This is a genomic window from Citrobacter freundii complex sp. CFNIH4 (assembly GCF_002934505.1).
Lineage (GTDB): Bacteria > Pseudomonadota > Gammaproteobacteria > Enterobacterales > Enterobacteriaceae > Citrobacter > Citrobacter freundii.
Window position 1 is genome coordinate 118590 of the sequence record NZ_CP026233.1, and the last position, 26137, is coordinate 144726.

Sequence of the window (26137 nt, forward strand, 5' to 3'; positions counted from 1 at the left end):
TAAAATTGACCCACTGGGGGTGCGGACGATTTCTTGGACGGTTTATACGGACATCAATCCGACCGCATGACGATACTCGATGGGACTACGCCCGCCAAGCGACACTTTGATGCGGCGCTCGTTGTACCAGTGGATATAGGCATCGATTCGCGTCATGAGGTCTTTCAGCGTCACGTGCTGCCAATTCCTCGGGTAGATTAGTTCGGTCTTCAATCGTCCGAAAAAGCCCTCGCATGCAGCATTGTCTGGCGAGCAGCCCTTTTTGGACATCGACCGCGTTAATTGGGCATTTTCAGTGCGGCGGATCCACGCAGGCCAGCGATAATGCGAGCCCCTGTCCGAATGGATAACCGGATGCTCACCGGGTCGCAGTGTCCGTACCGCGTGATCCAGCATGGTATTGACCAGGTTCGCATCCGGGCTGGTGCCGATATTCCAGGCCACCACCAGCCCATCGAAGCAATCGACGATCGGCGAGACGTAGACCTTCCCTGCCGGAATGTGTATTTCCGTCAGATCGGTCAACCATTTCGTATTCGGCGCCGACGCGTGAAAGTCGCGATTCAGCAGATTCGGGACCGCTGGTGTCGGGTCGCCAGCATACGCCGAGAAGCGCCGGCGGCGCGGTGTTCTCACGACCAGACGCTCTTGCGCCATCAAGCGACGCACGACCTTCTCGGACACACGCATGCCACCAAGGCGCAAGGCACTATCAATGCGTCGATAGCCATAGCAGCGGTAGTTGTCCTCGAAGATAGTCCGAATGACCTCACGCACCTGCGTGTACTTGTCGGGCCGCGTCTGCCGCAGGCGTTGATAGAAGTATGTGCTGCGCGCCAGCTTCAGGCCGCACAACAGATTGGCTAATGGAAACGTGACTCTGAGGGCATCAACCACCTTCGTTTTTTCTCGGCTTGTCAGTTCGAGGGGGTTGATGCCCATGTCTTTTTTTATCAATTCACTCGCCTTCTCCAGAATTGCATTCTCCATGCGAAGCCGCTGGTTCTGGCTCTCCAGTTCGGCCAGTTCCCTGAGTAGTGCCTCATGCCGCTGCTCGAGCGAGGTGTCACCTTTCTTCTTTGTCATGGGTTTTAGGGGCACTTTGCCAAGTAATCGATGCTGCCAGTTATACAACGTTGGTCGCGATACACCGACAGTGTCGGCCACATCCTTTGCCGAACCTACGCGCAGGTTCAGTGCAATGACGGCTTGCTGCTTCTCGAGGCGAGAGCGGGCGACTGTGGGAGCGCTGCTGCCGACGACCGTCCTAGCGAATTCAGGGCGTAAATCACGGATCCAGGCACGCAAGGCCTCGCGGCTTGGGTAGCCCAGGCTTCGGATTGTGTGACTCAGGCAGTAGCCTTGTTCGATATAGTGATCTACTGCCCGTTGCTTTTGCTCATCGGTGTACTGCCGTTTTATCCGTTGATAGCCTCGGCGAAGATCCTGATTCCGTTCGAATTCTGCCAACCAGGCCTTCAGCGAGTTCTTGGTGGGGTATCCCAGCTGCCGTAGTGTGGCGCTCATCCGGCGCCCAAGCTTCAGGTACAACCTCACGGCTCGAAGGCGATCTTCATACGAATACATGAACTACTCCTAAAGTAGTCCAAGATTTTGTCCGCACCCCAACTTAGGGTAAAGATTTGCGTCGAAATTTGACCCACGTATGACACTGTTTCCCGTCTGGATATGGCGGGAGAAATCAAGGAGTGATAAACGTGGCGATATTGAGCGCAATTCGACGCTGGCATTTTCGCGATGGTGCGTCGATTCGGGAAATAGCCCGACGAAGCGGCCTGTCCAGGAACACCGTTCGCAAGTATTTGCAAAGCAAGGTGGTTGAACCGCAGTACCCAGCGCGAGACAGCGTTGGCAAGTTAAGTCCTTTTGAGCCCAAGTTAAGGCAGTGGCTCTCCACCGAGCACAAAAAGACAAAGAAGCTGCGCAGAAACCTGCGCAGCATGTACCGGGATTTGGTCGCTTTGGGCTTTACCGGGTCTTATGACCGAGTGTGTGCCTTTGCCCGACAGTGGAAAGATTCCGAACAGTTCAAGGCGCAAACCTCGGGCAAGGGTTGTTTCATCCCCTTGCGCTTTGCTTGTGGCGAAGCCTTCCAATTCGATTGGAGTGAGGACTTTGCCCGCATAGCGGGCAAACAGGTCAAACTTCAGATTGCCCAGTTTAAGTTGGCCCACAGCCGGGCCTTTGTGCTTCGGGCTTACTACCAGCAAAAACATGAAATGCTGTTTGATGCCCACTGGCATGCCTTTCAAATCTTCGGTGGCATTCCCAAGCGCGGCATCTACGACAACATGAAGACCGCTGTGGATTCGGTGGGGCGTGGCAAAGAGCGCAGGGTCAATCAGCGGTTCACTGCCATGGTCAGCCACTACCTGTTTGATGCGCAGTTCTGTAATCCAGCATCGGGTTGGGAGAAAGGCCAGATTGAGAAGAACGTGCAGGATTCCCGCCAACGCCTGTGGCAAGGGGCACCAGACTTTCAAAGCCTTGCTGATTTGAATGTGTGGCTTGAGCATCGCTGCAAAGCGCTGTGGTCTGAGCTGCGCCACCCCGAATTGGACCAAACCGTGCAAGAGGCCTTTGCCGATGAACAAGGCGAGTTGATGGCGCTACCCAATGCCTTTGATGCATTCGTGGAGCAAACCAAGCGAGTCACTTCAACCTGCCTTGTTCACCACGAGGGCAATCGCTACAGCGTTCCTGCCAGTTACGCCAACAGGGCCATCAGCCTTCGGATTTATGCAGACAAGCTGGTGATGGCTGCCGAAGGCCAACACATTGCCGAGCATCCAAGATTGTTTGGCAGTGGCCACGCTCGGCGTGGCCACACACAATACGACTGGCACCATTACTTGTCTGTGCTTCAGAAGAAACCTGGGGCGTTGCGCAATGGTGCGCCATTTGCTGAATTGCCACCCGCGTTCAAGAAGCTTCAATCCATCTTGCTGCAACGCCCCGGCGGTGACCGTGACATGGTGGAAATTCTGGCCCTTGTATTGCACCACGATGAAGGTGCGGTACTCAGTGCTGTGGAATTGGCATTGGAGTGTGGCAAGCCATCGAAGGAGCATGTGCTTAATCTGTTGGGACGTTTGACCGAAGAACCTCCACCCAAACCGATTCCAATTCCCAAGGGGTTAAGGCTGACATTGGAACCACAGGCCAACGTGAACCGCTATGACAGTTTAAGGAGAGCCCATGATGCAGCATGAAGGCCATGTGAGAATCCTCAAATCCTTGAAACTCTTTGGCATGGCACACGCCATTGAGGAGTTGGGCAATCAGAATTCACCAGCATTTAATCAAGCCTTGCCCATGCTGGACAGCTTGATTAAAGCTGAAGTGGCAGAGCGTGAAGTACGTTCGGTGAACTATCAATTGCGGGTGGCCAAGTTCCCCGTGTATCGGGACTTGGTGGGCTTTGACTTCAGTCAAAGCCTGGTTAATGAGGCCACGGTCAAACAATTGCACCGGTGCGACTTCATGGAACAAGCCCAGAACGTGGTGCTGATTGGTGGGCCAGGCACAGGCAAGACTCACCTGGCCACAGCCATTGGTACACAAGCAGTGATGCACTTGAACCGACGGGTGCGTTTCTTCTCCACCGTGGATTTGGTCAATGCACTGGAGCAAGAGAAATCATCTGGGCGTCAGGGACAAATCGCAAACCGTCTGTTGTATGCCGATTTGGTGATTCTGGATGAGCTGGGATATTTGCCTTTTAGCCAAACCGGTGGGGCACTGCTGTTTCACCTGCTCTCAAAGCTGTACGAAAAAACCAGCGTGATACTGACCACCAACTTGAGCTTCTCGGAATGGAGCCGAGTGTTTGGCGATGAAAAGATGACAACAGCGTTGTTGGACCGACTAACCCACCACTGCCACATCCTGGAAACCGGCAATGAAAGTTACCGCTTCAAACACAGTTCAACTCAGAATAAGCAGGAGGAAAAACAGACCCGCAAACTGAAAATCGAGACATAATTCTGACAACAAGGGGTGGGTCAAAATTCAATGCAAATCCCGGGTCAAATTTGGGTGCAAATCAACAGATATCGACAACCTCTCGCGCAACCAAGACATCGCGGTCGGACTGCAAGTGATCTTGAAGCCACGGGCCCGTCCCACCCCGACATGGACCTCGATGCCCGAACGGACGTTAGATTTCGAGTTCTAGGCGTTCTGCGATGAAGGTTGGATCCCAGCCGGGATTGAAAGTGTCGACGTGGGTGAATCCGAGCCGCTCGTATAGGCCACGCAGGTTCGGGTGGCAGTCGAGCCGCAGCTTGGCGCACCCCTGCGTTCGCGCGGCATGGCGGCAAGCCTCGATCAGCGCGGAGCTGACACCCCGGCCCGCATGTGTCCGTCGCACCGCGAGCTTGTGCAGATATGCGGCCTCCCCCTTGAGGGCGTCGGGCCAGAACTCGGGATCCTCGGCCGACAAGGTGCAACAGCCGACGATGCCGTCGCTGCAACTCGCGACTAGGAGCTCGGATCTCAGGACGAAGGTCTCCGCGAATGTCCGGTCGATCCGCGCGACGTCCCAGGCGGGCGTTCCCTTGGCGGACATCCACGCCGCAGCGTCGTGCATCAGCCGCACAACCTCGTCGATATCACCCGAGCAGGCGACCCGAACGTTCGGAGGCTCCTCGCTGTCCATTCGCTCCCCTGGCGCGGTATGAACCGCCGCCTCATAGTGCAGTTTGATCCTGACGAGCCCAGCATGTCTGCGCCCACCTTCGCGGAACCTGACCAGGGTCCGCTAGCGGGCGGCCGGAAGGTGAATGCTAGGCATGATCTAACCCTCGGTCTCTGGCGTCGCGACTGCGAAATTTCGCGAGGGTTTCCGAGAAGGTGATTGCGCTTCGCAGATCTCCAGGCGCGTGGGTGCGGACGTAGTCAGCGCCATTGCCGATCGCGTGAAGTTCCGCCGCAAGGCTCGCTGGACCCAGATCCTTTACAGGAAGGCCAACGGTGGCGCCCAAGAAGGATTTCCGCGACACCGAGACCAATAGCGGAAGCCCCAACGCCGACTTCAGCTTTTGAAGGTTCGACAGCACGTGCAGCGATGTTTCCGGTGCGGGGCTCAAGAAAAATCCCATCCCCGGATCGAGGATGAGCCGGTCGGCAGCGACCCCGCTCCGTCGCAAGGCGGAAACCCGCGCCTCGAAGAACCGCACAATCTCGTCGAGCGCGTCTTCGGGTCGAAGGTGACCGGTGCGGGTGGCGATGCCATCCCGCTGCGCTGAGTGCATAACCACCAGCCTGCAGTCCGCCTCAGCAATATCGGGATAGAGCGCAGGGTCAGGAAATCCTTGGATATCGTTCAGGTAGCCCACGCCGCGCTTGAGCGCATAGCGCTGGGTTTCCGGTTGGAAGCTGTCGATTGAAACACGGTGCATCTGATCGGACAGGGCGTCTAAGAGCGGCGCAATACGTCTGATCTCATCGGCCGGCGATACAGGCCTCGCGTCCGGATGGCTGGCGGCCGGTCCGACATCCACGACGTCTGATCCGACTCGCAGCATTTCGATCGCCGCGGTGACAGCGCCGGCGGGGTCTAGCCGCCGGCTCTCATCGAAGAAGGAGTCCTCGGTGAGATTCAGAATGCCGAACACCGTCACCCTGCTGCGTAACATCGTTGCTGCTCCATAACATCAAACATCGACCCACGGCGTAACGCGCTTGCTGCTTGGATGCCCGAGGCATAGACTGTACAAAAAAACAGTCATAACAAGCCATGAAAACCGCCACTGCGCCGTTACCACCGCTGCGTTCGGTCAAGGTTCTGGACCAGTTGCGTGAGCGCATACGCTACTTGCATTACAGCTTACCAACCGAACAGGCTTATGTCCACTGGGTTCGTGCCTTCATCCGTTTCCACGGTGTGCGTCACCCGGCAACCTTGGGCAGCAGCGAAGTCGAGGCATTTCTGTCCTGGCTGGCGAACGAGCGCAAGGTTTCGGTCTCCACGCATCGTCAGGCATTGGCGGCCTTGCTGTTCTTCTACGGCAAGGTGCTGTGCACGGATCTGCCCTGGCTTCAGGAGATCGGAAGACCTCGGCCGTCGCGGCGCTTGCCGGTGGTGCTGACCCCGGATGAAGTGGTTCGCATCCTCGGTTTTCTGGAAGGCGAGCATCGTTTGTTCGCCCAGCTTCTGTATGGAACGGGCATGCGGATCAGTGAGGGTTTGCAACTGCGGGTCAAGGATCTGGATTTCGATCACGGCACGATCATCGTGCGGGAGGGCAAGGGCTCCAAGGATCGGGCCTTGATGTTACCCGAGAGCTTGGCACCCAGCCTGCGCGAGCAGCTGTCGCGTGCACGGGCATGGTGGCTGAAGGACCAGGCCGAGGGCCGCAGCGGCGTTGCGCTTCCCGACGCCCTTGAGCGGAAGTATCCGCGCGCCGGGCATTCCTGGCCGTGGTTCTGGGTTTTTGCGCAGCACACGCATTCGACCGATCCACGGAGCGGTGTCGTGCGTCGCCATCACATGTATGACCAGACCTTTCAGCGCGCCTTCAAACGTGCCGTAGAAGGCACTGTTGCAAAGTTAGCGATGAGGCAGCCTTTTGTCTTATTCAAAGGCCTTACATTTCAAAAACTCTGCTTACCAGGCGCATTTCGCCCAGGGGATCACCATAATAAAATGCTGAGGCCTGGCCTTTGCGTAGTGCACGCATCACCTCAATACCTTTGATGGTGGCGTAAGCCGTCTTCATGGATTTAAATCCCAGCGTGGCGCCGATTATCCGTTTCAGTTTGCCATGATCGCATTCAATCACGTTGTTCCGGTACTTAATCTGTCGGTGTTCAACGTCAGACGGGCACCGGCCTTCGCGTTTGAGCAGAGCAAGCGCGCGACCATAGGCGGGCGCTTTATCCGTGTTGATGAATCGCGGGATCTGCCACTTCTTCACGTTGTTGAGGATTTTACCCAGAAACCGGTATGCAGCTTTGCTGTTACGACGGGAGGAGAGATAAAAATCGACAGTGCGGCCCCGGCTGTCGACGGCCCGGTACAGATACGCCCAGCGGCCATTGACCTTCACGTAGGTTTCATCCATGTGCCACGGGCAAAGATCGGAAGGGTTACGCCAGTACCAGCGCAGCCGTTTTTCCATTTCAGGCGCATAACGCTGAACCCAGCGGTAAATCGTGGAGTGATCGACATTCACTCCGCGTTCAGCCAGCATCTCCTGCAGCTCACGGTAACTGATGCCGTATTTGCAGTACCAGCGTACGGCCCACAGAATGATGTCACGCTGAAAATGCCGGCCTTTGAATGGGTTCATGTGCAGCTCCATCAGCAAAAGGGGATGATAAGTTTATCACCACCGACTATTTGCAACAGTGCCTCAGCAATCATATTTTTAAATTATATAACTCCCAACTGAGCTTTTGCTCCAACGATAAGGCTTTCATTTTGAGTTTCTAAGGCAAATAAACCATACATCAAAGGAGAGGCCGCTGCTCTTTCTAAAGTCTGTTCATATAGTTTATTCCAAACTTTACCCCCTAGTTTTTCATACTCGATGATTAGAGTTTTGAGGCTTTCTTCTCCAAACAAAGTTACATGCCCAGCAAAATCAATCGCTGGGTCATCTATATGGGCTGTTGACCAATCAATAACGCCTGAAACAGCTCCATCCTTTGAAGCTAGTACATGCCCAGCATATAAATCGCCATGTATAAATTGGGTGAAATCTGCCCATAGAACATCATTATCCAACCATTTTCTGTAGCGGGTTTCCAATTGCTCACTTATACCAATTTCAGATTTTACTAACTGCAAATTGTTTGCTATTTCAGGTCTTAAATCTGAAGGTTTCATAATTTTCAAATCATTTTCCCGAACTTCTTTTTCAGGAATACTATGGATTTCAAATAAGGTTTTTGCCAAAGATGTTATGTATTTCGGGCTATCTTTGTCCATATTCCAAATTATTTCATAGGTTTCAGCATCCAAATTTAAAACAGGATTATCTTTAAGTATGGGATAAGCCACTAATTCTGTAGATGAAATTCTCCAATCAGGAACCTCTACAGAAAGATGTTTTTTTACCAATTCTAAAATGCGTTTTTCTTTCTTGATTTGTTCCCTCATGCCATCACGACGAGGAATACGCAGCAACCATTGTTGCCCCTTTGTATCAAGAGCAAAAACGACCTTAAAATCAATGCCCATTTCATTGAAATTCATTTTGTCCGTAAGCAACAAGCCGTGTGCTTCAGCAAGTGATTGAATATCTTGAATTGTCATTTTTAATTTCCTTTAAAGAGTTCAATAATTAATGTTCGGATTAGATTGGCTATCATTAACAATCTCTCTCAAAAGTCTTGATGATTTTGTGGTCTTTGATCTCGTAGATAATGTCAGCAATATTATCGACCAATTGCTTGTCATGAGATACGAAGATAATAGTTCCTGCATAGGACTTCATCATTGTTTCTAATGCGGCAACACTTTTTAGGTCAAGATAGTTTCCTGGTTCATCCATAAGCAAAATATTATATTTTCCTAAAAGCATTTTGGATAAAAGCAGTTTGATGATTTCACCTCCCGATAAGTCGGATAAGTTTTTTTGAATATCATTCGCTCCGATCCCCATTGAAGCCAATACTGCACGAATTTCCGCAACTGTGTACTCGCACTCTTCCTGCATAAAGGAGAGCACAGATTTATGCGTGTTAAATTTATATCCTGTTTGTGTAAAGTAGCCAATTTCAGCTTTTGGAGATATGGTTAATCCATCAGCACGTTCTGATATCATTTTTAACAAGGACGTTTTCCCTGTTCCATTCGATCCAGTTATAGCGACTTTAGCGCCAAGCGGTATTATAAAGTTAGCGTCATCAAAGATAGTACGGCTACCAAATTTTAAGCTCAGACCATCTGCCGTAATCGGGAACTTATTGTGCAGTTCTAGGGCTGAACTTTGACGAAAACGAATAGAACGCAAATGCTCTGGTGCTTGAATATCTTCTAATGCAGCCAAACGCTTTTCCATACTCTTAGCTGCCTGATACAGTTTTCTTTGCTTGGTGCCAGTCATTTTTGCATGCCCAAGTCGTCCAGCACTTTCGGTAGAGTTTTTGGATTTTTCTCCTTTTTTCTTATTGTCTAATCGATTAGCTTGCTGGCGTTTTTCTTGCACAGCAGATTCTAATCGCTCCCGTTCCTTCATCATCAGCTCATATTCTACGGCTTGGTGTTGTCGCTCTTCTTCTTTTTGACGCAAGTAATCCGAGTAACCACCCCAATATTCCGTAATTTTACCGTCTTTTAACTCCCATATCTTGTCTACAACCATATCAAGAAAATATCGGTCATGACTGATAACAAGTAATGCTCCATCAAATGCTTTAAGTTGACCAATAAGTAGATCTATTCCATTGAGATCAAGGTGGCTGGTTGGTTCATCCGCTAGAATGCCATGTACTTGTTGGGAAAATGCGGCAGCAATTTTTGCACGAGTTTCCTCTCCGCCACTCATTGTGTCGTTTTGTACATTGGAAACACCAAGGCGAGATAACATTGCCCGGTCTTCGACCGTTTCTATTTCGATTCCGCCCAGTTGGCTGATATGTGCAAAATCACCAAAACGCTGTAATGTCGCTTCGGCTAAAACAATTTCGCCATTAAGTACTTTGAGTAAACTACTCTTTCCTGCTCCGTTATCACCCACAAGACCAATACGGTCATAAGAGTGAATTTCCAATTCATCAATATCCAAAACATCACGCCCAGCATAATCCAAGCGTATGTTTCTCGCTTTAATAATTAAACTCATTTTTATTTACTCCTGTTTAGCTCTTGAAATTTTTTATGCAGCAAACAGGATTTAGGTGAAAACAAAAGCTAGCATCACAGTGTCCTCCCAAAAAAAAAGCTATTCATCCACAGGGTGGACAAATAGCTAGTCAATTAAGTTATAACTGGAAACTATGCACTAAAAGCATACTTATAAATTAAGCATACTTTTACTTTATATATCCGCATATATTCTTAAAGACACAACAAAAGCCCACCATTATAAAATAGTGTCACTATGCAAATAGTTGTGTCTTAACGAATGCGGATAGAATGCATAAACTTACCTAAAAAATAAAATTCAGTTTTATGATAACTTTACTGTTAAAAGAAGTCTAGACAACCTTGTTTTATGCTTGGATATAAGGCTTATTTTAGGCACTGTTGCAAAGTTAGCGATGAGGCAGCCTTTTGTCTTATTCAAAGGCCTTACATTTCAAAAACTCTGCTTACCAGGCGCATTTCGCCCAGGGGATCACCATAATAAAATGCTGAGGCCTGGCCTTTGCGTAGTGCACGCATCACCTCAATACCTTTGATGGTGGCGTAAGCCGTCTTCATGGATTTAAATCCCAGCGTGGCGCCGATTATCCGTTTCAGTTTGCCATGATCGCATTCAATCACGTTGTTCCGGTACTTAATCTGTCGGTGTTCAACGTCAGACGGGCACCGGCCTTCGCGTTTGAGCAGAGCAAGCGCGCGACCATAGGCGGGCGCTTTATCCGTGTTGATGAATCGCGGGATCTGCCACTTCTTCACGTTGTTGAGGATTTTACCCAGAAACCGGTATGCAGCTTTGCTGTTACGACGGGAGGAGAGATAAAAATCGACAGTGCGGCCCCGGCTGTCGACGGCCCGGTACAGATACGCCCAGCGGCCATTGACCTTCACGTAGGTTTCATCCATGTGCCACGGGCAAAGATCGGAAGGGTTACGCCAGTACCAGCGCAGCCGTTTTTCCATTTCAGGCGCATAACGCTGAACCCAGCGGTAAATCGTGGAGTGATCGACATTCACTCCGCGTTCAGCCAGCATCTCCTGCAGCTCACGGTAACTGATGCCGTATTTGCAGTACCAGCGTACGGCCCACAGAATGATGTCACGCTGAAAATGCCGGCCTTTGAATGGGTTCATGTGCAGCTCCATCAGCAAAAGGGGATGATAAGTTTATCACCACCGACTATTTGCAACAGTGCCCCAATCTCGACTATGCTCAATACTCGTGTGCACCAAAGCGAGGTGAGCATGGCGACGGAGGCTCTGTTGCAAAGATTGGCGGCAGTCAGAGGTAGGCTGTCGCTCTGCGCCGATCAGGCGGCTGCTGCGAAATGGTGGTTGAGCATGCCCATGGCCTCCGTCAGCGCCGAGGGCCCAATGCCAAAAGCTCTCTCCACAAGGCGCACCTCGCCCCTGATGCCGGGCTGCAGGCACCAGGGGCGAGCCTGTCCTTTGCGCAGGGCTCGCATGACTTCGAATCCCTTGATCGTGGCATAGGCCGTGGGGATCGATTTGAAACCGCGCACCGGCTTGATCAGTATCTTGAGCTTTCCGTGATCGGCCTCGATCACGTTATTGAGATACTTCACCTGCCGGTGGGCCGTCTCCCGGTCCAGCTTTCCTTCGCGCTTCAATTCGGTGATCGCTGCACCATAGCTCGGCGCTTTGTCGGTATTGAGCGTGGCAGGCTTTTCCCAGTGCTTCAGGCCTCGCAGGGCCTTGCCCAGGAACCGCTTCGCTGCCTTGGCGCTGCGGGTCGGCGACAGGTAGAAATCGATCGTGTCGCCCCGCTTGTCGACTGCCCGGTACAGGTAGGTCCACTTGCCCCGCACCTTGACGTAGGTTTCATCCAGGCGCCAGCTCGGATCAAAGCCACGCCGCCAGAACCAGCGCAGCCGCTTCTCCATCTCCGGGGCGTAGCACTGGACCCAGCGATAGATCGTCGTATGGTCGACCGAAATGCCGCGTTCCGCCAGCATTTCCTCAAGGTCGCGATAGCTGATCGGATAGCGACAATACCAGCGCACCGCCCACAGGATCACATCACCCTGGAAATGGCGCCACTTGAAATCCGTCATCGTTCCGTCCGTCCAATCTCCGCCAAGCATGCTCAAGCTTCACGATTTTTGCAACAGAGCCCGGTATGAACCGCCGCCTCATAGTGCAGTTTGATCCTGACGAGCCCAGCATGTCTGCGCCCACCTTCGCGGAACCTGACCAGGGTCCGCTAGCGGGCGGCCGGAAGGTGAATGCTAGGCATGATCTAACCCTCGGTCTCTGGCGTCGCGACTGCGAAATTTCGCGAGGGTTTCCGAGATGGTGATTGCGCTTCGCAGATCTCCAGGCGCGTGGGTGCGGACGTAGTCAGCGCCATTGCCGATCGCGTGAAGTTCCGCCGCAAGGCTCGCTGGACCCAGATCCTTTACAGGAAGGCCAACGGTGGCGCCCAAGAAGGATTTCCGCGACACCGAGACCAATAGCGGAAGCCCCAACGCCGACTTCAGCTTTTGAAGGTTCGACAGCACGTGCAGCGATGTTTCCGGTGCGGGGCTCAAGAAAAATCCCATCCCCGGATCGAGGATGAGCCGGTCGGCAGCGACCCCGCTCCGTCGCAAGGCGGAAACCCGCGCCTCGAAGAACCGCACAATCTCGTCGAGCGCGTCTTCGGGTCGAAGGTGACCGGTGCGGGTGGCGATGCCATCCCGCTGCGCTGAGTGCATAACCACCAGCCTGCAGTCCGCCTCAGCAATATCGGGATAGAGCGCAGGGTCAGGAAATCCTTGGATATCGTTCAGGTAGCCCACGCCGCGCTTGAGCGCATAGCGCTGGGTTTCCGGTTGGAAGCTGTCGATTGAAACACGGTGCATCTGATCGGACAGGGCGTCTAAGAGCGGCGCAATACGTCTGATCTCATCGGCCGGCGATACAGGCCTCGCGTCCGGATGGCTGGCGGCCGGTCCGACATCCACGACGTCTGATCCGACTCGCAGCATTTCGATCGCCGCGGTGACAGCGCCGGCGGGGTCTAGCCGCCGGCTCTCATCGAAGAAGGAGTCCTCGGTGAGATTCAGAATGCCGAACACCGTCACCATGGCGTCGGCCTCCGCAGCGACTTCCACGATGGGGATCGGGCGAGCAAAAAGGCAGCAATTATGAGCCCCATACCTACAAAGCCCCACGCATCAAGCTTTTGCCCATGAAGCAACCAGGCAATGGCTGTAATTATGACGACGCCGAGTCCCGACCAGACTGCATAAGCAACACCGACAGGGATGGATTTCAGAACCAGAGAAAGAAAATAAAATGCGATGCCATAACCGATTATGACAACGGCGGAAGGGGCAAGCTTAGTAAAGCCCTCGCTAGATTTTAATGCGGATGTTGCGATTACTTCGCCAACTATTGCGATAACAAGAAAAAGCCAGCCTTTCATGATATATCTCCCAATTTGTGTAGGGCTTATTATGCACGCTTAAAAATAATAAAAGCAGACTTGACCTGATAGTTTGGCTGTGAGCAATTATGTGCTTAGTGCATCTAACGCCTGAAATAAGCCGTGCCGCGAAGCGGCATCGGCTTGATTGAATTGTTAGACGGCAAACTCGAGCCAATACTTGTGCAGGCCAACAATATTAGACGAGCACAGCATGGGCATTGCCGCTTTGATCTTCTCCAGTGACCAATTCCACCACTCCATCTCCAGAAGCAATGAAATTTCCTCATCGGTGAAGCGTTTCTTAATCTTCTTAGCGGGATTGCCGCCAACGATAGCGTAAGGCTCCACATCTTTTGTCACCAACGAGCGGCTGCCTATCACCGCACCGTGCCCGATCTTGATTCCGGGCATGACCATTGCCTCAGAGCCGATCCAAACGTCATTGCCAATGACAGTATTACCTGCTTTTTGGAAGGCATCGAGTGCGCTTGAGAATGCAGGTTCTTCCTGCATATAAAAGAACGGGAAAGATGATGCCCAGTCGTACCGATGCCCCTGATTGCCAGCCATGATAAAGGAAGCCCCACTCCCGATAGAGCAGAAACTACCGATGATCAACTTATCAACGTCATCACGGTCCGGAAACAGATACCGTGCGCAGTCATCGAATGAGTGCCCATGATAGTAGCCAGAGTAATAGCTGTACCGCCCAACTTTGATATTGGGGTTCTTCACTTGCTCAGAAAGCAGCTTGCCTTTGAAGGGGCTATCAAAGTAGTTGGTCATAAGAGATCCCGCGGTCTGTGACTTTGCCGTCTAACACCTGAGTTAAGCCGCGCCGCGAAGCGGCGTCGGCTTGGACGAATTGTTAGGCCGCATATCGCGACCTGAAAGCGGCACGCAAGACCTCAACCTTTTCCGCCCCGAGTGAGGTGCATGCGAGCCTGTAGGACTCTATGTGCTTTGTAGGCCAGTCCACTGGTGGTACTTCATCGGCATAGTAAAAGTAATCCCAGATGATCGCCTCCCAGCTGTTACAACGGACTGGCCGCCCGGCGATGACGCCCTCAGCCGCCTCTGGGCACGAGCCCTGCGGAGCCTCCGCGATTTCATACGCTTCGTCTGCCCACCAAGCAGGTTCGCAGTCAAGTAACTCATCCCCGATCTCCGCTAAGAATCCATAGTCCAACTCCTCCATGACGCGCCCGCCGAGCATTTCAACTATTGCCTCGAGCTCGCCGCGCCTCTCGCCGGGAAACGTCAGATCAATATCATCGTGCTTGCGTGTTACACGCCCTAGCCGTGCATCGATCGCCCAGCCCCCACCGATCCAGAGCGGCAGATTTCGCTCATCTGCCGCAGCTAGAATTTTGTGTATCAATGTGACCTGCGTTGTGTCCATGCGGCCTAACTTTGTTTTAGGGCGACTGCCCTGCTGCGTAACATCGTTGCTGCTCCATAACATCAAACATCGACCCACGGCGTAACGCGCTTGCTGCTTGGATGCCCGAGGCATAGACTGTACAAAAAAACAGTCATAACAAGCCATGAAAACCGCCACTGCGCCGTTACCACCGCTGCGTTCGGTCAAGGTTCTGGACCAGTTGCGTGAGCGCATACGCTACTTGCATTACAGCTTACCAACCGAACAGGCTTATGTCCACTGGGTTCGTGCCTTCATCCGTTTCCACGGTGTGCGTCACCCGGCAACCTTGGGCAGCAGCGAAGTCGAGGCATTTCTGTCCTGGCTGGCGAACGAGCGCAAGGTTTCGGTCTCCACGCATCGTCAGGCATTGGCGGCCTTGCTGTTCTTCTACGGCAAGGTGCTGTGCACGGATCTGCCCTGGCTTCAGGAGATCGGAAGACCTCGGCCGTCGCGGCGCTTGCCGGTGGTGCTGACCCCGGATGAAGTGGTTCGCATCCTCGGTTTTCTGGAAGGCGAGCATCGTTTGTTCGCCCAGCTTCTGTATGGAACGGGCATGCGGATCAGTGAGGGTTTGCAACTGCGGGTCAAGGATCTGGATTTCGATCACGGCACGATCATCGTGCGGGAGGGCAAGGGCTCCAAGGATCGGGCCTTGATGTTACCCGAGAGCTTGGCACCCAGCCTGCGCGAGCAGCTGTCGCGTGCACGGGCATGGTGGCTGAAGGACCAGGCCGAGGGCCGCAGCGGCGTTGCGCTTCCCGACGCCCTTGAGCGGAAGTATCCGCGCGCCGGGCATTCCTGGCCGTGGTTCTGGGTTTTTGCGCAGCACACGCATTCGACCGATCCACGGAGCGGTGTCGTGCGTCGCCATCACATGTATGACCAGACCTTTCAGCGCGCCTTCAAACGTGCCGTAGAACAAGCAGGCATCACGAAGCCCGCCACACCGCACACCCTCCGCCACTCGTTCGCGACGGCCTTGCTCCGCAGCGGTTACGACATTCGAACCGTGCAGGATCTGCTCGGCCATTCCGACGTCTCTACGACGATGATTTACACGCATGTGCTGAAAGTTGGCGGTGCCGGAGTGCGCTCACCGCTTGATGCGCTGCCGCCCCTCACTAGTGAGAGGTAGGGCAGCGCAAGTCAATCCTGGCGGATTCACTACCCCTGCGCGAAGGCCATCGGTGCCGCATCGAACGGCCGGTTGCGGAAAGTCCTCCCTGCGTCCGCTGATGGCCGGCAGCAGCCCGTCGTTGCCTGATGGATCCAACCCCTCCGCTGCTATAGTGCAGTCGGCTTCTGACGTTCAGTGCAGCCGTCTTCTGAAAACGACAAACGATGTCAGCCAATAAGTTGTTGTAATAATCGACAAGTGTTTGTTGCAACTCGCCGTCCTGTAAGACTGCATTATCAGTCTGATTCAGGGCGGCTATGGTGTCATTTATACACCATAAACCGATGACGGCTGCACGTAAATCTGTGGATGCTCTTGATGGCGATTCAACGTTTGCTGTCCCACGCATGGCGACAGCATTGTTTAGCCCAGCAATAATCCCATTATAAGTTGGGGGGAGGGGCTCCGACAACTGCAAAGCTATCTTTTCTGTATTGTTTTGGATGTCGTCCGCAAGAATGGTATTCTCGATCAGTTCTCGAGCCAATAATGATGTTTCGAAGCAGACGGCCAACACCGTCTGCTTCGTTTCTGGTTCTTGTTCTTCCACTGCCAGCGCGTTACTGATTGTTACGCACGTAAGTAGCAAAGTGAATGCGCTCTTGAGTCTCATCAACGGTTGCCTCCACAGTCTCGCTGGCACTGGAATCAATGTGAAAATTGTTCTGGATCGGATCAACAGGAATAAATCGATCACAGTCGAACTCTCTTGGAATTATGGTCATGTGCAGTTTCGTTGCTGATGAAAGAGCTTGAATGTACAACTTCTCCCCACCAATGACAGCAATGCGTTGATCGGTATTCTCATACAGGTTGATCACAGCACGAAGATCAGGAACGACAGTAGCGCCTATGACATCTTCTTGTTTTAACGTCGAGGAGATCACGAACGATTCGCGTTCGGGGAGAATTCCTTTCTCCTTGATTCGCTCCTCGGCGCCATCCTTTTCTAACTGCATGTCACGCATGTCAGTATACGTGTGTTTCCCCATAACGCACACGCGGATCTCTTTAGAAATCCGCGTAAATCGCGCCATGTCTTCTTTGCATTTCCATGGAATCTTGCCGCCTTTCCCGAATCCCAACTTAGAATCCACAGCGACTATTAGCTCAAGTTGTGGGTGACTCATTAAAACTCCAAACCAGTCGATGCTGGTTGTTCCAGATATTGCTTACGGAAGGTGGCCAGATCAATCAGTTTGATATTTGCCTTTCCGCTGTTGTTGAGATCGTGCACTTTCTTCAATTTGCCGGAAGATCCGGAAGTGGATGCCGCGATCACCATGGTGGTCTTCGACGAGACTGATGATTGCACTTCACCACCCTCAGCTTCAATCAGCTTCTCCAAGGCCGCGTCACGAAAACCGGTGATCACGATCTTCTCACCGGTAAAACGATCCCCCGAAGTGACCTGCTGTTTGAACCCGATGATTGATTGAATCTTGTTGAATAGCTCGGCATGTTCAGCCATACCTGCAAGCACTTTTGCGGCAGTTTTGTAGCTGAATTTGTCGACGCTAACGATCTGCTCTTCGGTGATGGCATTGAAATCATCCAAGGTCTTAATATCCAAGCCTTCACACAGAGCTTTCATCTTGCGGCGCCCAACGCCGCGCCCAAAGTGGGGCATCGACCCCAACCAAACCGACAGGGGAACACTACTGGGTATAGGAAGTATAAACCACCTTTTTGCTCCTCATCCGAAGTATCTTACCTGAAATTCCCTCACTCGTTTACCGCTCAAGCCCCAATTTTAACTGCCGGTCCAGCCTAAACCGCTCTAATAAGGTTCGATTTGGCGGTAAAATCTCTAGCCTGATAGCTCGAGAGATACAAACTGCCCCACCGCCCCGTTTAAAAGTTGGCAGTGTTGAGCAGTGTTGGATTTGGGGTCGTCAGTCAAAGAGACGACTCTGTGATGGATCGAACAGGCTGGGAGTCAGTGGCGGCGCTCGTTCTGGTGGCAGCTCACGCTGCTTGGCGGCATTCGCCTTGGCTGTTTTCTGTTTCAGATGCTTGAGAATCTGCTCAATGACCTTCGGATCTTCGATGCTGGCAATCACTTTGACGTGACCGCCGCAGTGTTCGCAGACTTCAATATCAATATTGAAGACTCGCTTGAGGCGTTGCATCCAGGTCATGGCGCGGTGGCGCTCTGCAGGACTCTTGTCACGCCAGTTAGTATCGAGACCTTCCGATTTGTCGGGCTTCTTGCCCCGCTTGGCGGGTGTTACTTGAACTCGGTGTTTGCTGTTCGGTGCAAAGACGCCGTGGAAGCGTGTGAGGTTGACTCGCGGCTTAGGTACCAACGCAGCGAGTTTGGCGATGAAGTCCAGCGGCTCGAAGATCACATGGGTGGTGCCATTGCGGTACGGAGTTTTGAGCTCGTAACGCACCTGCCCATTGGCGGTTAATGCCAGACGTTTTTCTGAAACCGCTGGCCGACTAATGTAGCGACACAAGCGCTCAAGCTTATCCCGCTGATGCGCTTCGGCCATCACACCGGCGTGTAGCGAGAAACCAGCATGGTTGGCTACTCGACTGCTTGAGTCGGCTTTATCCTCACGCCCTGGCAAGGTTTGCAGGGTGAAGACTTTGCGCCCTTGCTGGGGGCCGACGGCAATGCGATACGTAACCGAAGCACCATGTAATTGAGTCAGCGTATCGTCTTCGCCCTCTTCCAGTGTCAACCACGTATTCTCGGCATCACGCTCCAAAATCCCACGCTTTTCCATGCAGCGAGCGATGCGATGGCTGAGGGTGTGAGCGAGCGTATTCAGCTCATCGTAAGTGGGTGCCTTGACACGATGGAAGCGTTGCTTGCCATAGTCATCTTCGGCATAGACACCATCGAGAAACAGCATGTGGTAGTGGACATTGAGATTTAGCGCGGAGCCAAAGCGTTGGATAAGAGTCACTGAGCCAGTTTGTGCAGAGGCTTTGGTGTAACCGGCTTTTTTGATCAGATGAGTTGAGAGTGTACGATAGACGATACTCAAGACCTGGCCCATCAGCTGGGGATGGCGAGCCAGCAAAAAGCGTAGCTGGAAAGGAAAGCTGAGCACCCACTGGCGAATGGGCTCCTTGGGGAAGACTTCGTCTATCAGCAGCGCCGCACTCTCGGCCATCCGGCGGGCACCGCAGCTAGGGCAAAAGCCGCGTCGTTTACAGCTGAAGGCGACCAGACGCTCGTGATGACAATCCTCGCAGCGAACCCGCATGAAACCATACTCCAGACGGCCACATTGGAGGAGGTCGTTGAATTCTTGTTGGATGTAGCGAGGCAGGTGTTGACCTTGGGCTTCGAGTGAGGCTTTGAAGGCTGGGTAGTGCTGCTCAACCAGCTGGTAGAGCAGCGTCTGGTCGGGTTGGTGGCGTTCGTAACCGTTTGTTTGAGTGGGCGATTGACTCGCCGTGGCGTTCCTTGCCAGCGACATGGGTATCCTCCGCTGATACTGTGGTTATGTACAGTATCAGCGGCTTGCGTTCAGACGTCCAGTCTGGCCCTAGACATCGCTAAATGCTTAACCCGCAATAGCCCTCACGAGTTGTTATCAGCCACTACCGGTTGAGCGAGAAGGTTTTGGGTTCAGGGTGCTATTGCTCCACCAATCACAATACTGAAGCCCCAACTGTTATCAGTTGGGGCTTTTTCTTGTCTGTTTGCGGCGGTTGCGTTTTATCGGTAGTCGTCGAGCTCTGCACCATCCCACATAAGAGCTTAACGGTGCGATCTTCAACGCCATCACACAAAACTTTCTTTTTCACGCACAGTCAACTTATTGGATGTTTTATTAACAACCCAAAAGGAGATATTTAGCGGGCGGCCGGAAGGTGAATGCTAGGCATGATCTAACCCTCGGTCTCTGGCGTCGCGACTGCGAAATTTCGCGAGGGTTTCCGAGAAGGTGATTGCGCTTCGCAGATCTCCAGGCGCGTGGGTGCGGACGTAGTCAGCGCCATTGCCGATCGCGTGAAGTTCCGCCGCAAGGCTCGCTGGACCCAGATCCTTTACAGGAAGGCCAACGGTGGCGCCCAAGAAGGATTTCCGCGACACCGAGACCAATAGCGGAAGCCCCAACGCCGACTTCAGCTTTTGAAGGTTCGACAGCACGTGCAGCGATGTTTCCGGTGCGGGGCTCAAGAAAAATCCCATCCCCGGATCGAGGATGAGCCGGTCGGCAGCGACCCCGCTCCGTCGCAAGGCGGAAACCCGCGCCTCGAAGAACCGCACAATCTCGTCGAGCGCGTCTTCGGGTCGAAGGTGACCGGTGCGGGTGGCGATGCCATCCCGCTGCGCTGAGTGCATAACCACCAGCCTGCAGTCCGCCTCAGCAATATCGGGATAGAGCGCAGGGTCAGGAAATCCTTGGATATCGTTCAGGTAGCCCACGCCGCGCTTGAGCGCATAGCGCTGGGTTTCCGGTTGGAAGCTGTCGATTGAAACACGGTGCATCTGATCGGACAGGGCGTCTAAGAGCGGCGCAATACGTCTGATCTCATCGGCCGGCGATACAGGCCTCGCGTCCGGATGGCTGGCGGCCGGTCCGACATCCACGACGTCTGATCCGACTCGCAGCATTTCGATCGCCGCGGTGACAGCGCCGGCGGGGTCTAGCCGCCGGCTCTCATCGAAGAAGGAGTCCTCGGTGAGATTCAGAATGCCGAACACCGTCACCATGGCGTCGGCCTCCGCAGCGACTTCCACGATGGGGATCGGGCGAGCAAAAAGGCAGCAATTATGAGCCCCATACCTACAAAGCCCCACGCATCAAGCTTTTGCCCATGAAGCAACCAGGCAATGGCTGTAATTATGACGACGCCGAGTCCCGACCAGACTGCATAAGCAACACCGACAGGGATGGATTTCAGAACCAGAGCTAATCCGGCAGCACTATTACTCCCAAGGGTTCCAGCAGTTGCTCCTGTTGCCAGGCACAGATCTTGACTCCTTCGAGGTTGACCCGTCTGGGGTCGAGCCCATCCAGATCGGCAAAGGTTAGGTCACAGCCCCGCAGATTGACCTGTTGCCAACAGTCGCGGGAGAAGGTGCCGCGGCTGAGATCTGAGCCCATCAAGGAAGCGCCGCTGAGATTGGCATTGCTCCAGTTGTTTTCAAACAGCTCGCATTTTTCCAGGCATTGGCCACTCAAGTTGGTATAGGCCAGGTTGCAACCTGAGATATAAGCCGAGCAGAAGTACATCTTATGGCTGACTTGATTGTAGAAGCGGGCCCGGGAAAAGTTGGCGCCCTTGAGATCGCACTCCCTGAACTCTATGCCAAAGCAGTTGGCACCGCTGAAGTTGGCCAAAGACAGACGGCAGGCCTTGAAACTGGCATCGCGCAGATCGGCATAGCTGAAGTGACACCCTTCAACGGCGCCGCTTTCAATGAAACTGCAATCCTCGAAACTGGCATCCTGCAGCTGACAGTGGCTGAAGTCACACTGATAAAAGCGGCAGCGGCGAAAACGGCTGTCACTCAAATCCTGGCGTGAGAAATCCTCTTGCTGAAAAACTTTATCAATAATATCCATACGGCTTCCTTTAATCAGGGAGGGTGCTAACTCTTTCGGCGAGCTTTGCCTAGGCAGGCAAACATGGGGTTGGTTCGCGCCTTCCCAACAACCTTTGCAGGGGTATAGGAAGTATAAACCACCTTTTTGCTCCTCATCCGAAGTATCTTACCTGAAATTCCCTCACTCGTTTACCGCTCAAGCCCCAATTTTAACTGCCGGTCCAGCCTAAACCGCTCTAATAAGGTTCGATTTGGCGGTAAAATCTCTAGCCTGATAGCTCGAGAGATACAAACTGCCCCACCGCCCCGTTTAAAAGTTGGCAGTGTTGAGCAGTGTTGGATTTGGGGTCGTCAGTCAAAGAGACGACTCTGTGATGGATCGAACAGGCTGGGAGTCAGTGGCGGCGCTCGTTCTGGTGGCAGCTCACGCTGCTTGGCGGCATTCGCCTTGGCTGTTTTCTGTTTCAGATGCTTGAGAATCTGCTCAATGACCTTCGGATCTTCGATGCTGGCAATCACTTTGACGTGACCGCCGCAGTGTTCGCAGACTTCAATATCAATATTGAAGACTCGCTTGAGGCGTTGCATCCAGGTCATGGCGCGGTGGCGCTCTGCAGGACTCTTGTCACGCCAGTTAGTATCGAGACCTTCCGATTTGTCGGGCTTCTTGCCCCGCTTGGCGGGTGTTACTTGAACTCGGTGTTTGCTGTTCGGTGCAAAGACGCCGTGGAAGCGTGTGAGGTTGACTCGCGGCTTAGGTACCAACGCAGCGAGTTTGGCGATGAAGTCCAGCGGCTCGAAGATCACATGGGTGGTGCCATTGCGGTACGGAGTTTTGAGCTCGTAACGCACCTGCCCATTGGCGGTTAATGCCAGACGTTTTTCTGAAACCGCTGGCCGACTAATGTAGCGACACAAGCGCTCAAGCTTATCCCGCTGATGCGCTTCGGCCATCACACCGGCGTGTAGCGAGAAACCAGCATGGTTGGCTACTCGACTGCTTGAGTCGGCTTTATCCTCACGCCCTGGCAAGGTTTGCAGGGTGAAGACTTTGCGCCCTTGCTGGGGGCCGACGGCAATGCGATACGTAACCGAAGCACCATGTAATTGAGTCAGCGTATCGTCTTCGCCCTCTTCCAGTGTCAACCACGTATTCTCGGCATCACGCTCCAAAATCCCACGCTTTTCCATGCAGCGAGCGATGCGATGGCTGAGGGTGTGAGCGAGCGTATTCAGCTCATCGTAAGTGGGTGCCTTGACACGATGGAAGCGTTGCTTGCCATAGTCATCTTCGGCATAGACACCATCGAGAAACAGCATGTGGTAGTGGACATTGAGATTTAGCGCGGAGCCAAAGCGTTGGATAAGAGTCACTGAGCCAGTTTGTGCAGAGGCTTTGGTGTAACCGGCTTTTTTGATCAGATGAGTTGAGAGTGTACGATAGACGATACTCAAGACCTGGCCCATCAGCTGGGGATGGCGAGCCAGCAAAAAGCGTAGCTGGAAAGGAAAGCTGAGCACCCACTGGCGAATGGGCTCCTTGGGGAAGACTTCGTCTATCAGCAGCGCCGCACTCTCGGCCATCCGGCGGGCACCGCAGCTAGGGCAAAAGCCGCGTCGTTTACAGCTGAAGGCGACCAGACGCTCGTGATGACAATCCTCGCAGCGAACCCGCATGAAACCATACTCCAGACGGCCACATTGGAGGAGGTCGTTGAATTCTTGTTGGATGTAGCGAGGCAGGTGTTGACCTTGGGCTTCGAGTGAGGCTTTGAAGGCTGGGTAGTGCTGCTCAACCAGCTGGTAGAGCAGCGTCTGGTCGGGTTGGTGGCGTTCGTAACCGTTTGTTTGAGTGGGCGATTGACTCGCCGTGGCGTTCCTTGCCAGCGACATGGGTATCCTCCGCTGATACTGTGGTTATGTACAGTATCAGCGGCTTGCGTTCAGACGTCCAGTCTGGCCCTAGACATCGCTAAATGCTTAACCCGCAATAGCCCTCACGAGTTGTTATCAGCCACTACCGGTTGAGCGAGAAGGTTTTGGGTTCAGGGTGCTATTGCTCCACCAATCACAATACTGAAGCCCCAACTGTTATCAGTTGGGGCTTTTTCTTGTCTGTTTGCGGCGGTTGCGTTTTATCGGTAGTCGTCGAGCTCTGCACCATCCCACATAAGAGCTTAACGGTGCGATCTTCAACGCCATCACACAAAACTTTCTTTTTCACGCACAGTCAACTTATTGGATGTTTTATTAACAACCCAAAAGGAGATATTTAGCGGGCGGCCGGAAGGTGAATGCTAGGCATGATCTAACCCTCGGTCTCTGGCGTCGCGACTGCGAAATTTCGCGAGGGTTTCCGAGAAGGTGATTGCGCTTCGCAGATCTCCAGGCGCGTGGGTGCGGACGTAGTCAGCGCCATTGCCGATCGCGTGAAGTTCCGCCGCAAGGCTCGCTGGACCCAGATCCTTTACAGGAAGGCCAACGGTGGCGCCCAAGAAGGATTTCCGCGACACCGAGACCAATAGCGGAAGCCCCAACGCCGACTTCAGCTTTTGAAGGTTCGACAGCACGTGCAGCGATGTTTCCGGTGCGGGGCTCAAGAAAAATCCCATCCCCGGATCGAGGATGAGCCGGTCGGCAGCGACCCCGCTCCGTCGCAAGGCGGAAACCCGCGCCTCGAAGAACCGCACAATCTCGTCGAGCGCGTCTTCGGGTCGAAGGTGACCGGTGCGGGTGGCGATGCCATCCCGCTGCGCTGAGTGCATAACCACCAGCCTGCAGTCCGCCTCAGCAATATCGGGATAGAGCGCAGGGTCAGGAAATCCTTGGATATCGTTCAGGTAGCCCACGCCGCGCTTGAGCGCATAGCGCTGGGTTTCCGGTTGGAAGCTGTCGATTGAAACACGGTGCATCTGATCGGACAGGGCGTCTAAGAGCGGCGCAATACGTCTGATCTCATCGGCCGGCGATACAGGCCTCGCGTCCGGATGGCTGGCGGCCGGTCCGACATCCACGACGTCTGATCCGACTCGCAGCATTTCGATCGCCGCGGTGACAGCGCCGGCGGGGTCTAGCCGCCGGCTCTCATCGAAGAAGGAGTCCTCGGTGAGATTCAGAATGCCGAACACCGTCACCATGGCGTCGGCCTCCGCAGCGACTTCCACGATGGGGATCGGGCGAGCAAAAAGGCAGCAATTATGAGCCCCATACCTACAAAGCCCCACGCATCAAGCTTTTGCCCATGAAGCAACCAGGCAATGGCTGTAATTATGACGACGCCGAGTCCCGACCAGACTGCATAAGCAACACCGACAGGGATGGATTTCAGAACCAGAGAAAGAAAATAAAATGCGATGCCATAACCGATTATGACAACGGCGGAAGGGGCAAGCTTAGTAAAGCCCTCGCTAGATTTTAATGCGGATGTTGCGATTACTTCGCCAACTATTGCGATAACAAGAAAAAGCCAGCCTTTCATGATATATCTCCCAATTTGTGTAGGGCTTATTATGCACGCTTAAAAATAATAAAAGCAGACTTGACCTGATAGTTTGGCTGTGAGCAATTATGTGCTTAGTGCATCTAACGCCCGGCTTTGGGGCGGACTTGTAGCCGCAAAGCGGCGGAAAGGCCGTCCCAGCCCCGAAGGGGCGACAACAGCCGTTTGTTAGGCACTTGAACGCTGCCAAAAATGGTACAAGCCTGCAATATCAGACGAGCACAAAAGAGGCATTGCTTCTTTAATTTGCTCCAACGGCCAATCCCACCACTTCATATCTAGCAACATTGAAATTTCCTGTTCTGAAAAGCGCTTCTTTATCTCTTTTGCAGGGTTGCCACCAACAATTGTGTATGGCTCTATATCTTTGGTAACCAAAGCCCGGCTGCCAATTACCGCTCCATGGCCAACCTTTACTCCAGGCATAATCATTGCTTCAGAGCCAATCCACACGTCGCTTCCTATGACGGTATTACCTGCCGCCTGGAAAGCATCAACTGATTCCGAAAATGCCGGTTCCTCATTCATATAGAAAAAAGGGAATGATGTAACCCAATCATATCGGTGACCTTGATTTCCAGCCATGATAAAAGATGCACCCGTCCCTATGGAGCAAAAGCTTCCAATTATCAATTTATCAACGTCATCACGATCAGGCAGGAGGTAGCGAGCGCAATCATCAAATGAATGCCCGTGGTAATAGCCTGAATAATAGCTATAACGGCCCACCTTGATATTTGGGTTCTTTACCTGTTCGACGAGAGGTTTTCCCTTAAACGGGCTCTCAAAATAGTTCTTCATATAATTCCACACCAAAAATCTGCAACAACACCGTTGCCTAACGCCTGAGCTCAGCCGACCGAAACCGCGTAGCGGTTTTGGGTCGGCTGCAGCGATTTGTGTACGCCCAGCATGGGCATGAACTAATGAGGTGAAAGTCCTCTGTAGGAAGGTCACCGTTCGATAACATGCTGTTATTAAACGTTAACTACTAGCGAATGGCAAGGGCTTACCCGTGAGGGGCGGTCTGAAGGAAGCCGCTAGCAAATTTGCGAGCTGATGAACAAGAACATCATATGAGGCGTAGGCTGAAGGTGAGTTGGCACAAGACGACGAAACCACGTGATCTAACGGCCACCGTAAATGATGCAGCAGTGCAAAGAAAGTTCATGTCCTTATCTGGGGAGATCTGCTTAGCATGCGATCGGTCATTAACCAGTAAGGCTCTGGTCTACAAGTGTCTTGGCTT

General features: G+C 53.2%; 25 protein-coding genes and 2 pseudogenes. 4 read left to right on the plus strand and 23 right to left on the minus strand.

What is annotated here, in order from left to right; translation table 11 throughout:
* Window positions 1-42: 42 nt before the first annotated feature.
* Window positions 43-1587 (minus strand): IS3 family transposase, encoded by a 1545-nt coding sequence (locus C2U41_RS27050; RefSeq protein ID WP_000287615.1) that lies wholly within the window; start codon window positions 1585-1587, stop codon window positions 43-45.
* Window positions 1588-1709: 122 nt separating this feature from the next.
* Here C2U41_RS27050 and istA point away from each other — a divergent pair, with 122 nt between their 5' ends.
* Together istA and istB are read left to right on the plus strand one after the other, a co-directional pair.
* Entirely contained in the window at window positions 1710-3233 is a 1524-nt protein-coding gene (gene istA / locus C2U41_RS27055; protein WP_001324342.1) for an IS21-like element IS1326 family transposase, read from the plus strand.
* Entirely contained in the window at window positions 3220-4005 is a 786-nt protein-coding gene (gene istB / locus C2U41_RS27060) for an IS21-like element IS1326 family helper ATPase IstB (RefSeq protein ID WP_000983249.1), read from the plus strand. The genes istA and istB overlap by 14 nt, the downstream gene beginning before the upstream one ends.
* A gap of 175 nt (window positions 4006-4180) precedes the next feature.
* Here istB and C2U41_RS27065 read toward each other — a convergent pair whose 3' ends face one another.
* Both C2U41_RS27065 and sul1 (C2U41_RS27075) read right to left on the minus strand, forming a co-directional pair.
* Window positions 4181-4681, minus strand: a complete 501-nt coding sequence (locus C2U41_RS27065; protein WP_000376623.1) for a GNAT family N-acetyltransferase — start codon at window positions 4679-4681, stop codon at window positions 4181-4183.
* Between the two features lie 127 nt (window positions 4682-4808).
* A complete protein-coding gene (gene sul1 / locus C2U41_RS27075) occupies window positions 4809-5660 on the minus strand; it encodes a sulfonamide-resistant dihydropteroate synthase Sul1 (RefSeq protein WP_000946487.1) in 852 nt (283 codons plus the stop codon).
* 101 nt (window positions 5661-5761) lie between these two features.
* Between sul1 (C2U41_RS27075) and intI1 (C2U41_RS27080) the strand changes: the two are divergent.
* A pseudogene (gene intI1 / locus C2U41_RS27080) lies at window positions 5762-6559 on the plus strand (class 1 integron integrase IntI1); the annotation flags it as partial.
* Window positions 6560-6611: 52 nt separating this feature from the next.
* On the opposite strand, the gene C2U41_RS27085 reads toward intI1 (C2U41_RS27080), so the two are convergent.
* From C2U41_RS27085 to aadB, 9 genes are all read right to left on the minus strand, one after another.
* Window positions 6612-7316 carry an IS6-like element IS26 family transposase gene (locus tag C2U41_RS27085; protein ID WP_001067855.1) on the minus strand — a complete coding sequence of 235 codons (705 nt, stop codon included), beginning with the start codon at window positions 7314-7316 and terminating at the stop codon, window positions 6612-6614.
* A gap of 83 nt (window positions 7317-7399) precedes the next feature.
* Entirely contained in the window at window positions 7400-8284 is an 885-nt protein-coding gene (locus tag C2U41_RS27090) for an Mph(E) family macrolide 2'-phosphotransferase (protein WP_000155092.1), read from the minus strand.
* Window positions 8285-8339: 55 nt separating this feature from the next.
* Window positions 8340-9815 (minus strand): ABC-F type ribosomal protection protein Msr(E), encoded by a 1476-nt coding sequence (gene msr(E), locus C2U41_RS27095; RefSeq protein ID WP_103849482.1) that lies wholly within the window; start codon window positions 9813-9815, stop codon window positions 8340-8342.
* Window positions 9816-10264: 449 nt separating this feature from the next.
* Entirely contained in the window at window positions 10265-10969 is a 705-nt protein-coding gene (locus C2U41_RS27100) for an IS6-like element IS26 family transposase (protein WP_001067855.1), read from the minus strand.
* Window positions 10970-11145: 176 nt separating this feature from the next.
* Entirely contained in the window at window positions 11146-11910 is a 765-nt protein-coding gene (locus C2U41_RS27110) for an IS6-like element IS6100 family transposase (protein WP_001389365.1), read from the minus strand.
* A 174-nt stretch (window positions 11911-12084) separates the two neighbouring features.
* Window positions 12085-12924, minus strand: a complete 840-nt coding sequence (gene sul1, locus C2U41_RS27125) for a sulfonamide-resistant dihydropteroate synthase Sul1 (RefSeq protein ID WP_000259032.1) — start codon at window positions 12922-12924, stop codon at window positions 12085-12087.
* On the minus strand, window positions 12918-13265 hold the full coding sequence (locus C2U41_RS27130) for a quaternary ammonium compound efflux SMR transporter QacE delta 1 (RefSeq protein ID WP_000679427.1): 348 nt from the start codon (window positions 13263-13265) through the stop codon (window positions 12918-12920). The genes sul1 (C2U41_RS27125) and C2U41_RS27130 overlap by 7 nt, the downstream gene beginning before the upstream one ends.
* A 156-nt stretch (window positions 13266-13421) precedes the next feature.
* On the minus strand, window positions 13422-14054 hold the full coding sequence (locus tag C2U41_RS27135; RefSeq protein ID WP_000186237.1) for a type B-3 chloramphenicol O-acetyltransferase CatB3: 633 nt from the start codon (window positions 14052-14054) through the stop codon (window positions 13422-13424).
* Between the two features lie 82 nt (window positions 14055-14136).
* Window positions 14137-14670, minus strand: a complete 534-nt coding sequence (aadB, locus tag C2U41_RS27140; protein WP_000381802.1) for an aminoglycoside nucleotidyltransferase ANT(2'')-Ia — start codon at window positions 14668-14670, stop codon at window positions 14137-14139.
* Window positions 14671-14815: 145 nt separating this feature from the next.
* Between aadB and intI1 (C2U41_RS27145) the strand changes: the two genes are divergently transcribed.
* Window positions 14816-15829, plus strand: a complete 1014-nt coding sequence (intI1, locus tag C2U41_RS27145; RefSeq protein ID WP_000845039.1) for a class 1 integron integrase IntI1 — start codon at window positions 14816-14818, stop codon at window positions 15827-15829.
* Here intI1 (C2U41_RS27145) and C2U41_RS29865 read toward each other — a convergent pair.
* From C2U41_RS29865 to C2U41_RS27205, 11 genes and pseudogenes are all read right to left on the minus strand, one after another.
* Window positions 15816-16421 carry a hypothetical protein gene (locus C2U41_RS29865; protein ID WP_048228299.1) on the minus strand — a complete coding sequence of 202 codons (606 nt, stop codon included), beginning with the start codon at window positions 16419-16421 and terminating at the stop codon, window positions 15816-15818. The genes intI1 (C2U41_RS27145) and C2U41_RS29865 overlap by 14 nt on opposite strands.
* Window positions 16422-16431: 10 nt before the next feature.
* A complete protein-coding gene (gene dfrA19 / locus C2U41_RS27155) occupies window positions 16432-17001 on the minus strand; it encodes a trimethoprim-resistant dihydrofolate reductase DfrA19 (protein WP_000019304.1) in 570 nt (189 codons plus the stop codon).
* On the minus strand, window positions 17001-17465 hold the full coding sequence (locus C2U41_RS27160; protein WP_000645230.1) for a BRCT domain-containing protein: 465 nt from the start codon (window positions 17463-17465) through the stop codon (window positions 17001-17003). The genes dfrA19 and C2U41_RS27160 overlap by 1 nt, the downstream gene beginning before the upstream one ends.
* A 301-nt stretch (window positions 17466-17766) precedes the next feature.
* Window positions 17767-19308 (minus strand): IS91-like element ISCR1 family transposase, encoded by a 1542-nt coding sequence (locus C2U41_RS27165; RefSeq protein ID WP_000050481.1) that lies wholly within the window; start codon window positions 19306-19308, stop codon window positions 17767-17769.
* Between the two features lie 404 nt (window positions 19309-19712).
* On the minus strand, window positions 19713-20552 hold the full coding sequence (gene sul1 / locus C2U41_RS27170) for a sulfonamide-resistant dihydropteroate synthase Sul1 (protein ID WP_000259031.1): 840 nt from the start codon (window positions 20550-20552) through the stop codon (window positions 19713-19715).
* Window positions 20546-20755: pseudogene (locus C2U41_RS27175) on the minus strand (DMT family transporter); the annotation flags it as partial. The pseudogene C2U41_RS27175 and the gene sul1 (C2U41_RS27170), both read right to left, overlap by 7 nt.
* Entirely contained in the window at window positions 20752-21408 is a 657-nt protein-coding gene (locus tag C2U41_RS27180; RefSeq protein ID WP_012579084.1) for a quinolone resistance pentapeptide repeat protein QnrA1, read from the minus strand. The pseudogene C2U41_RS27175 and the gene C2U41_RS27180, both read right to left, overlap by 4 nt.
* Window positions 21409-21740: 332 nt before the next feature.
* The gene (locus C2U41_RS27185) at window positions 21741-23282 is read right to left on the minus strand and encodes an IS91-like element ISCR1 family transposase (protein ID WP_000050481.1); all 1542 of its coding nucleotides are present in this window, start codon (window positions 23280-23282) and stop codon (window positions 21741-21743) included.
* Between the two features lie 404 nt (window positions 23283-23686).
* Window positions 23687-24526, minus strand: coding sequence for a sulfonamide-resistant dihydropteroate synthase Sul1 (gene sul1 / locus C2U41_RS27190; protein ID WP_000259031.1), 840 nt, complete (start codon window positions 24524-24526; stop codon window positions 23687-23689).
* Window positions 24520-24867 (minus strand): quaternary ammonium compound efflux SMR transporter QacE delta 1, encoded by a 348-nt coding sequence (locus C2U41_RS27195; protein WP_000679427.1) that lies wholly within the window; start codon window positions 24865-24867, stop codon window positions 24520-24522. Before C2U41_RS27195 ends, sul1 (C2U41_RS27190) begins: the two co-directional genes overlap by 7 nt.
* Window positions 24868-25056: 189 nt before the next feature.
* Window positions 25057-25689 (minus strand): type B-2 chloramphenicol O-acetyltransferase CatB11, encoded by a 633-nt coding sequence (locus C2U41_RS27205; protein WP_000800689.1) that lies wholly within the window; start codon window positions 25687-25689, stop codon window positions 25057-25059.
* Between the last annotated feature and the right edge of the window lie 448 nt (window positions 25690-26137).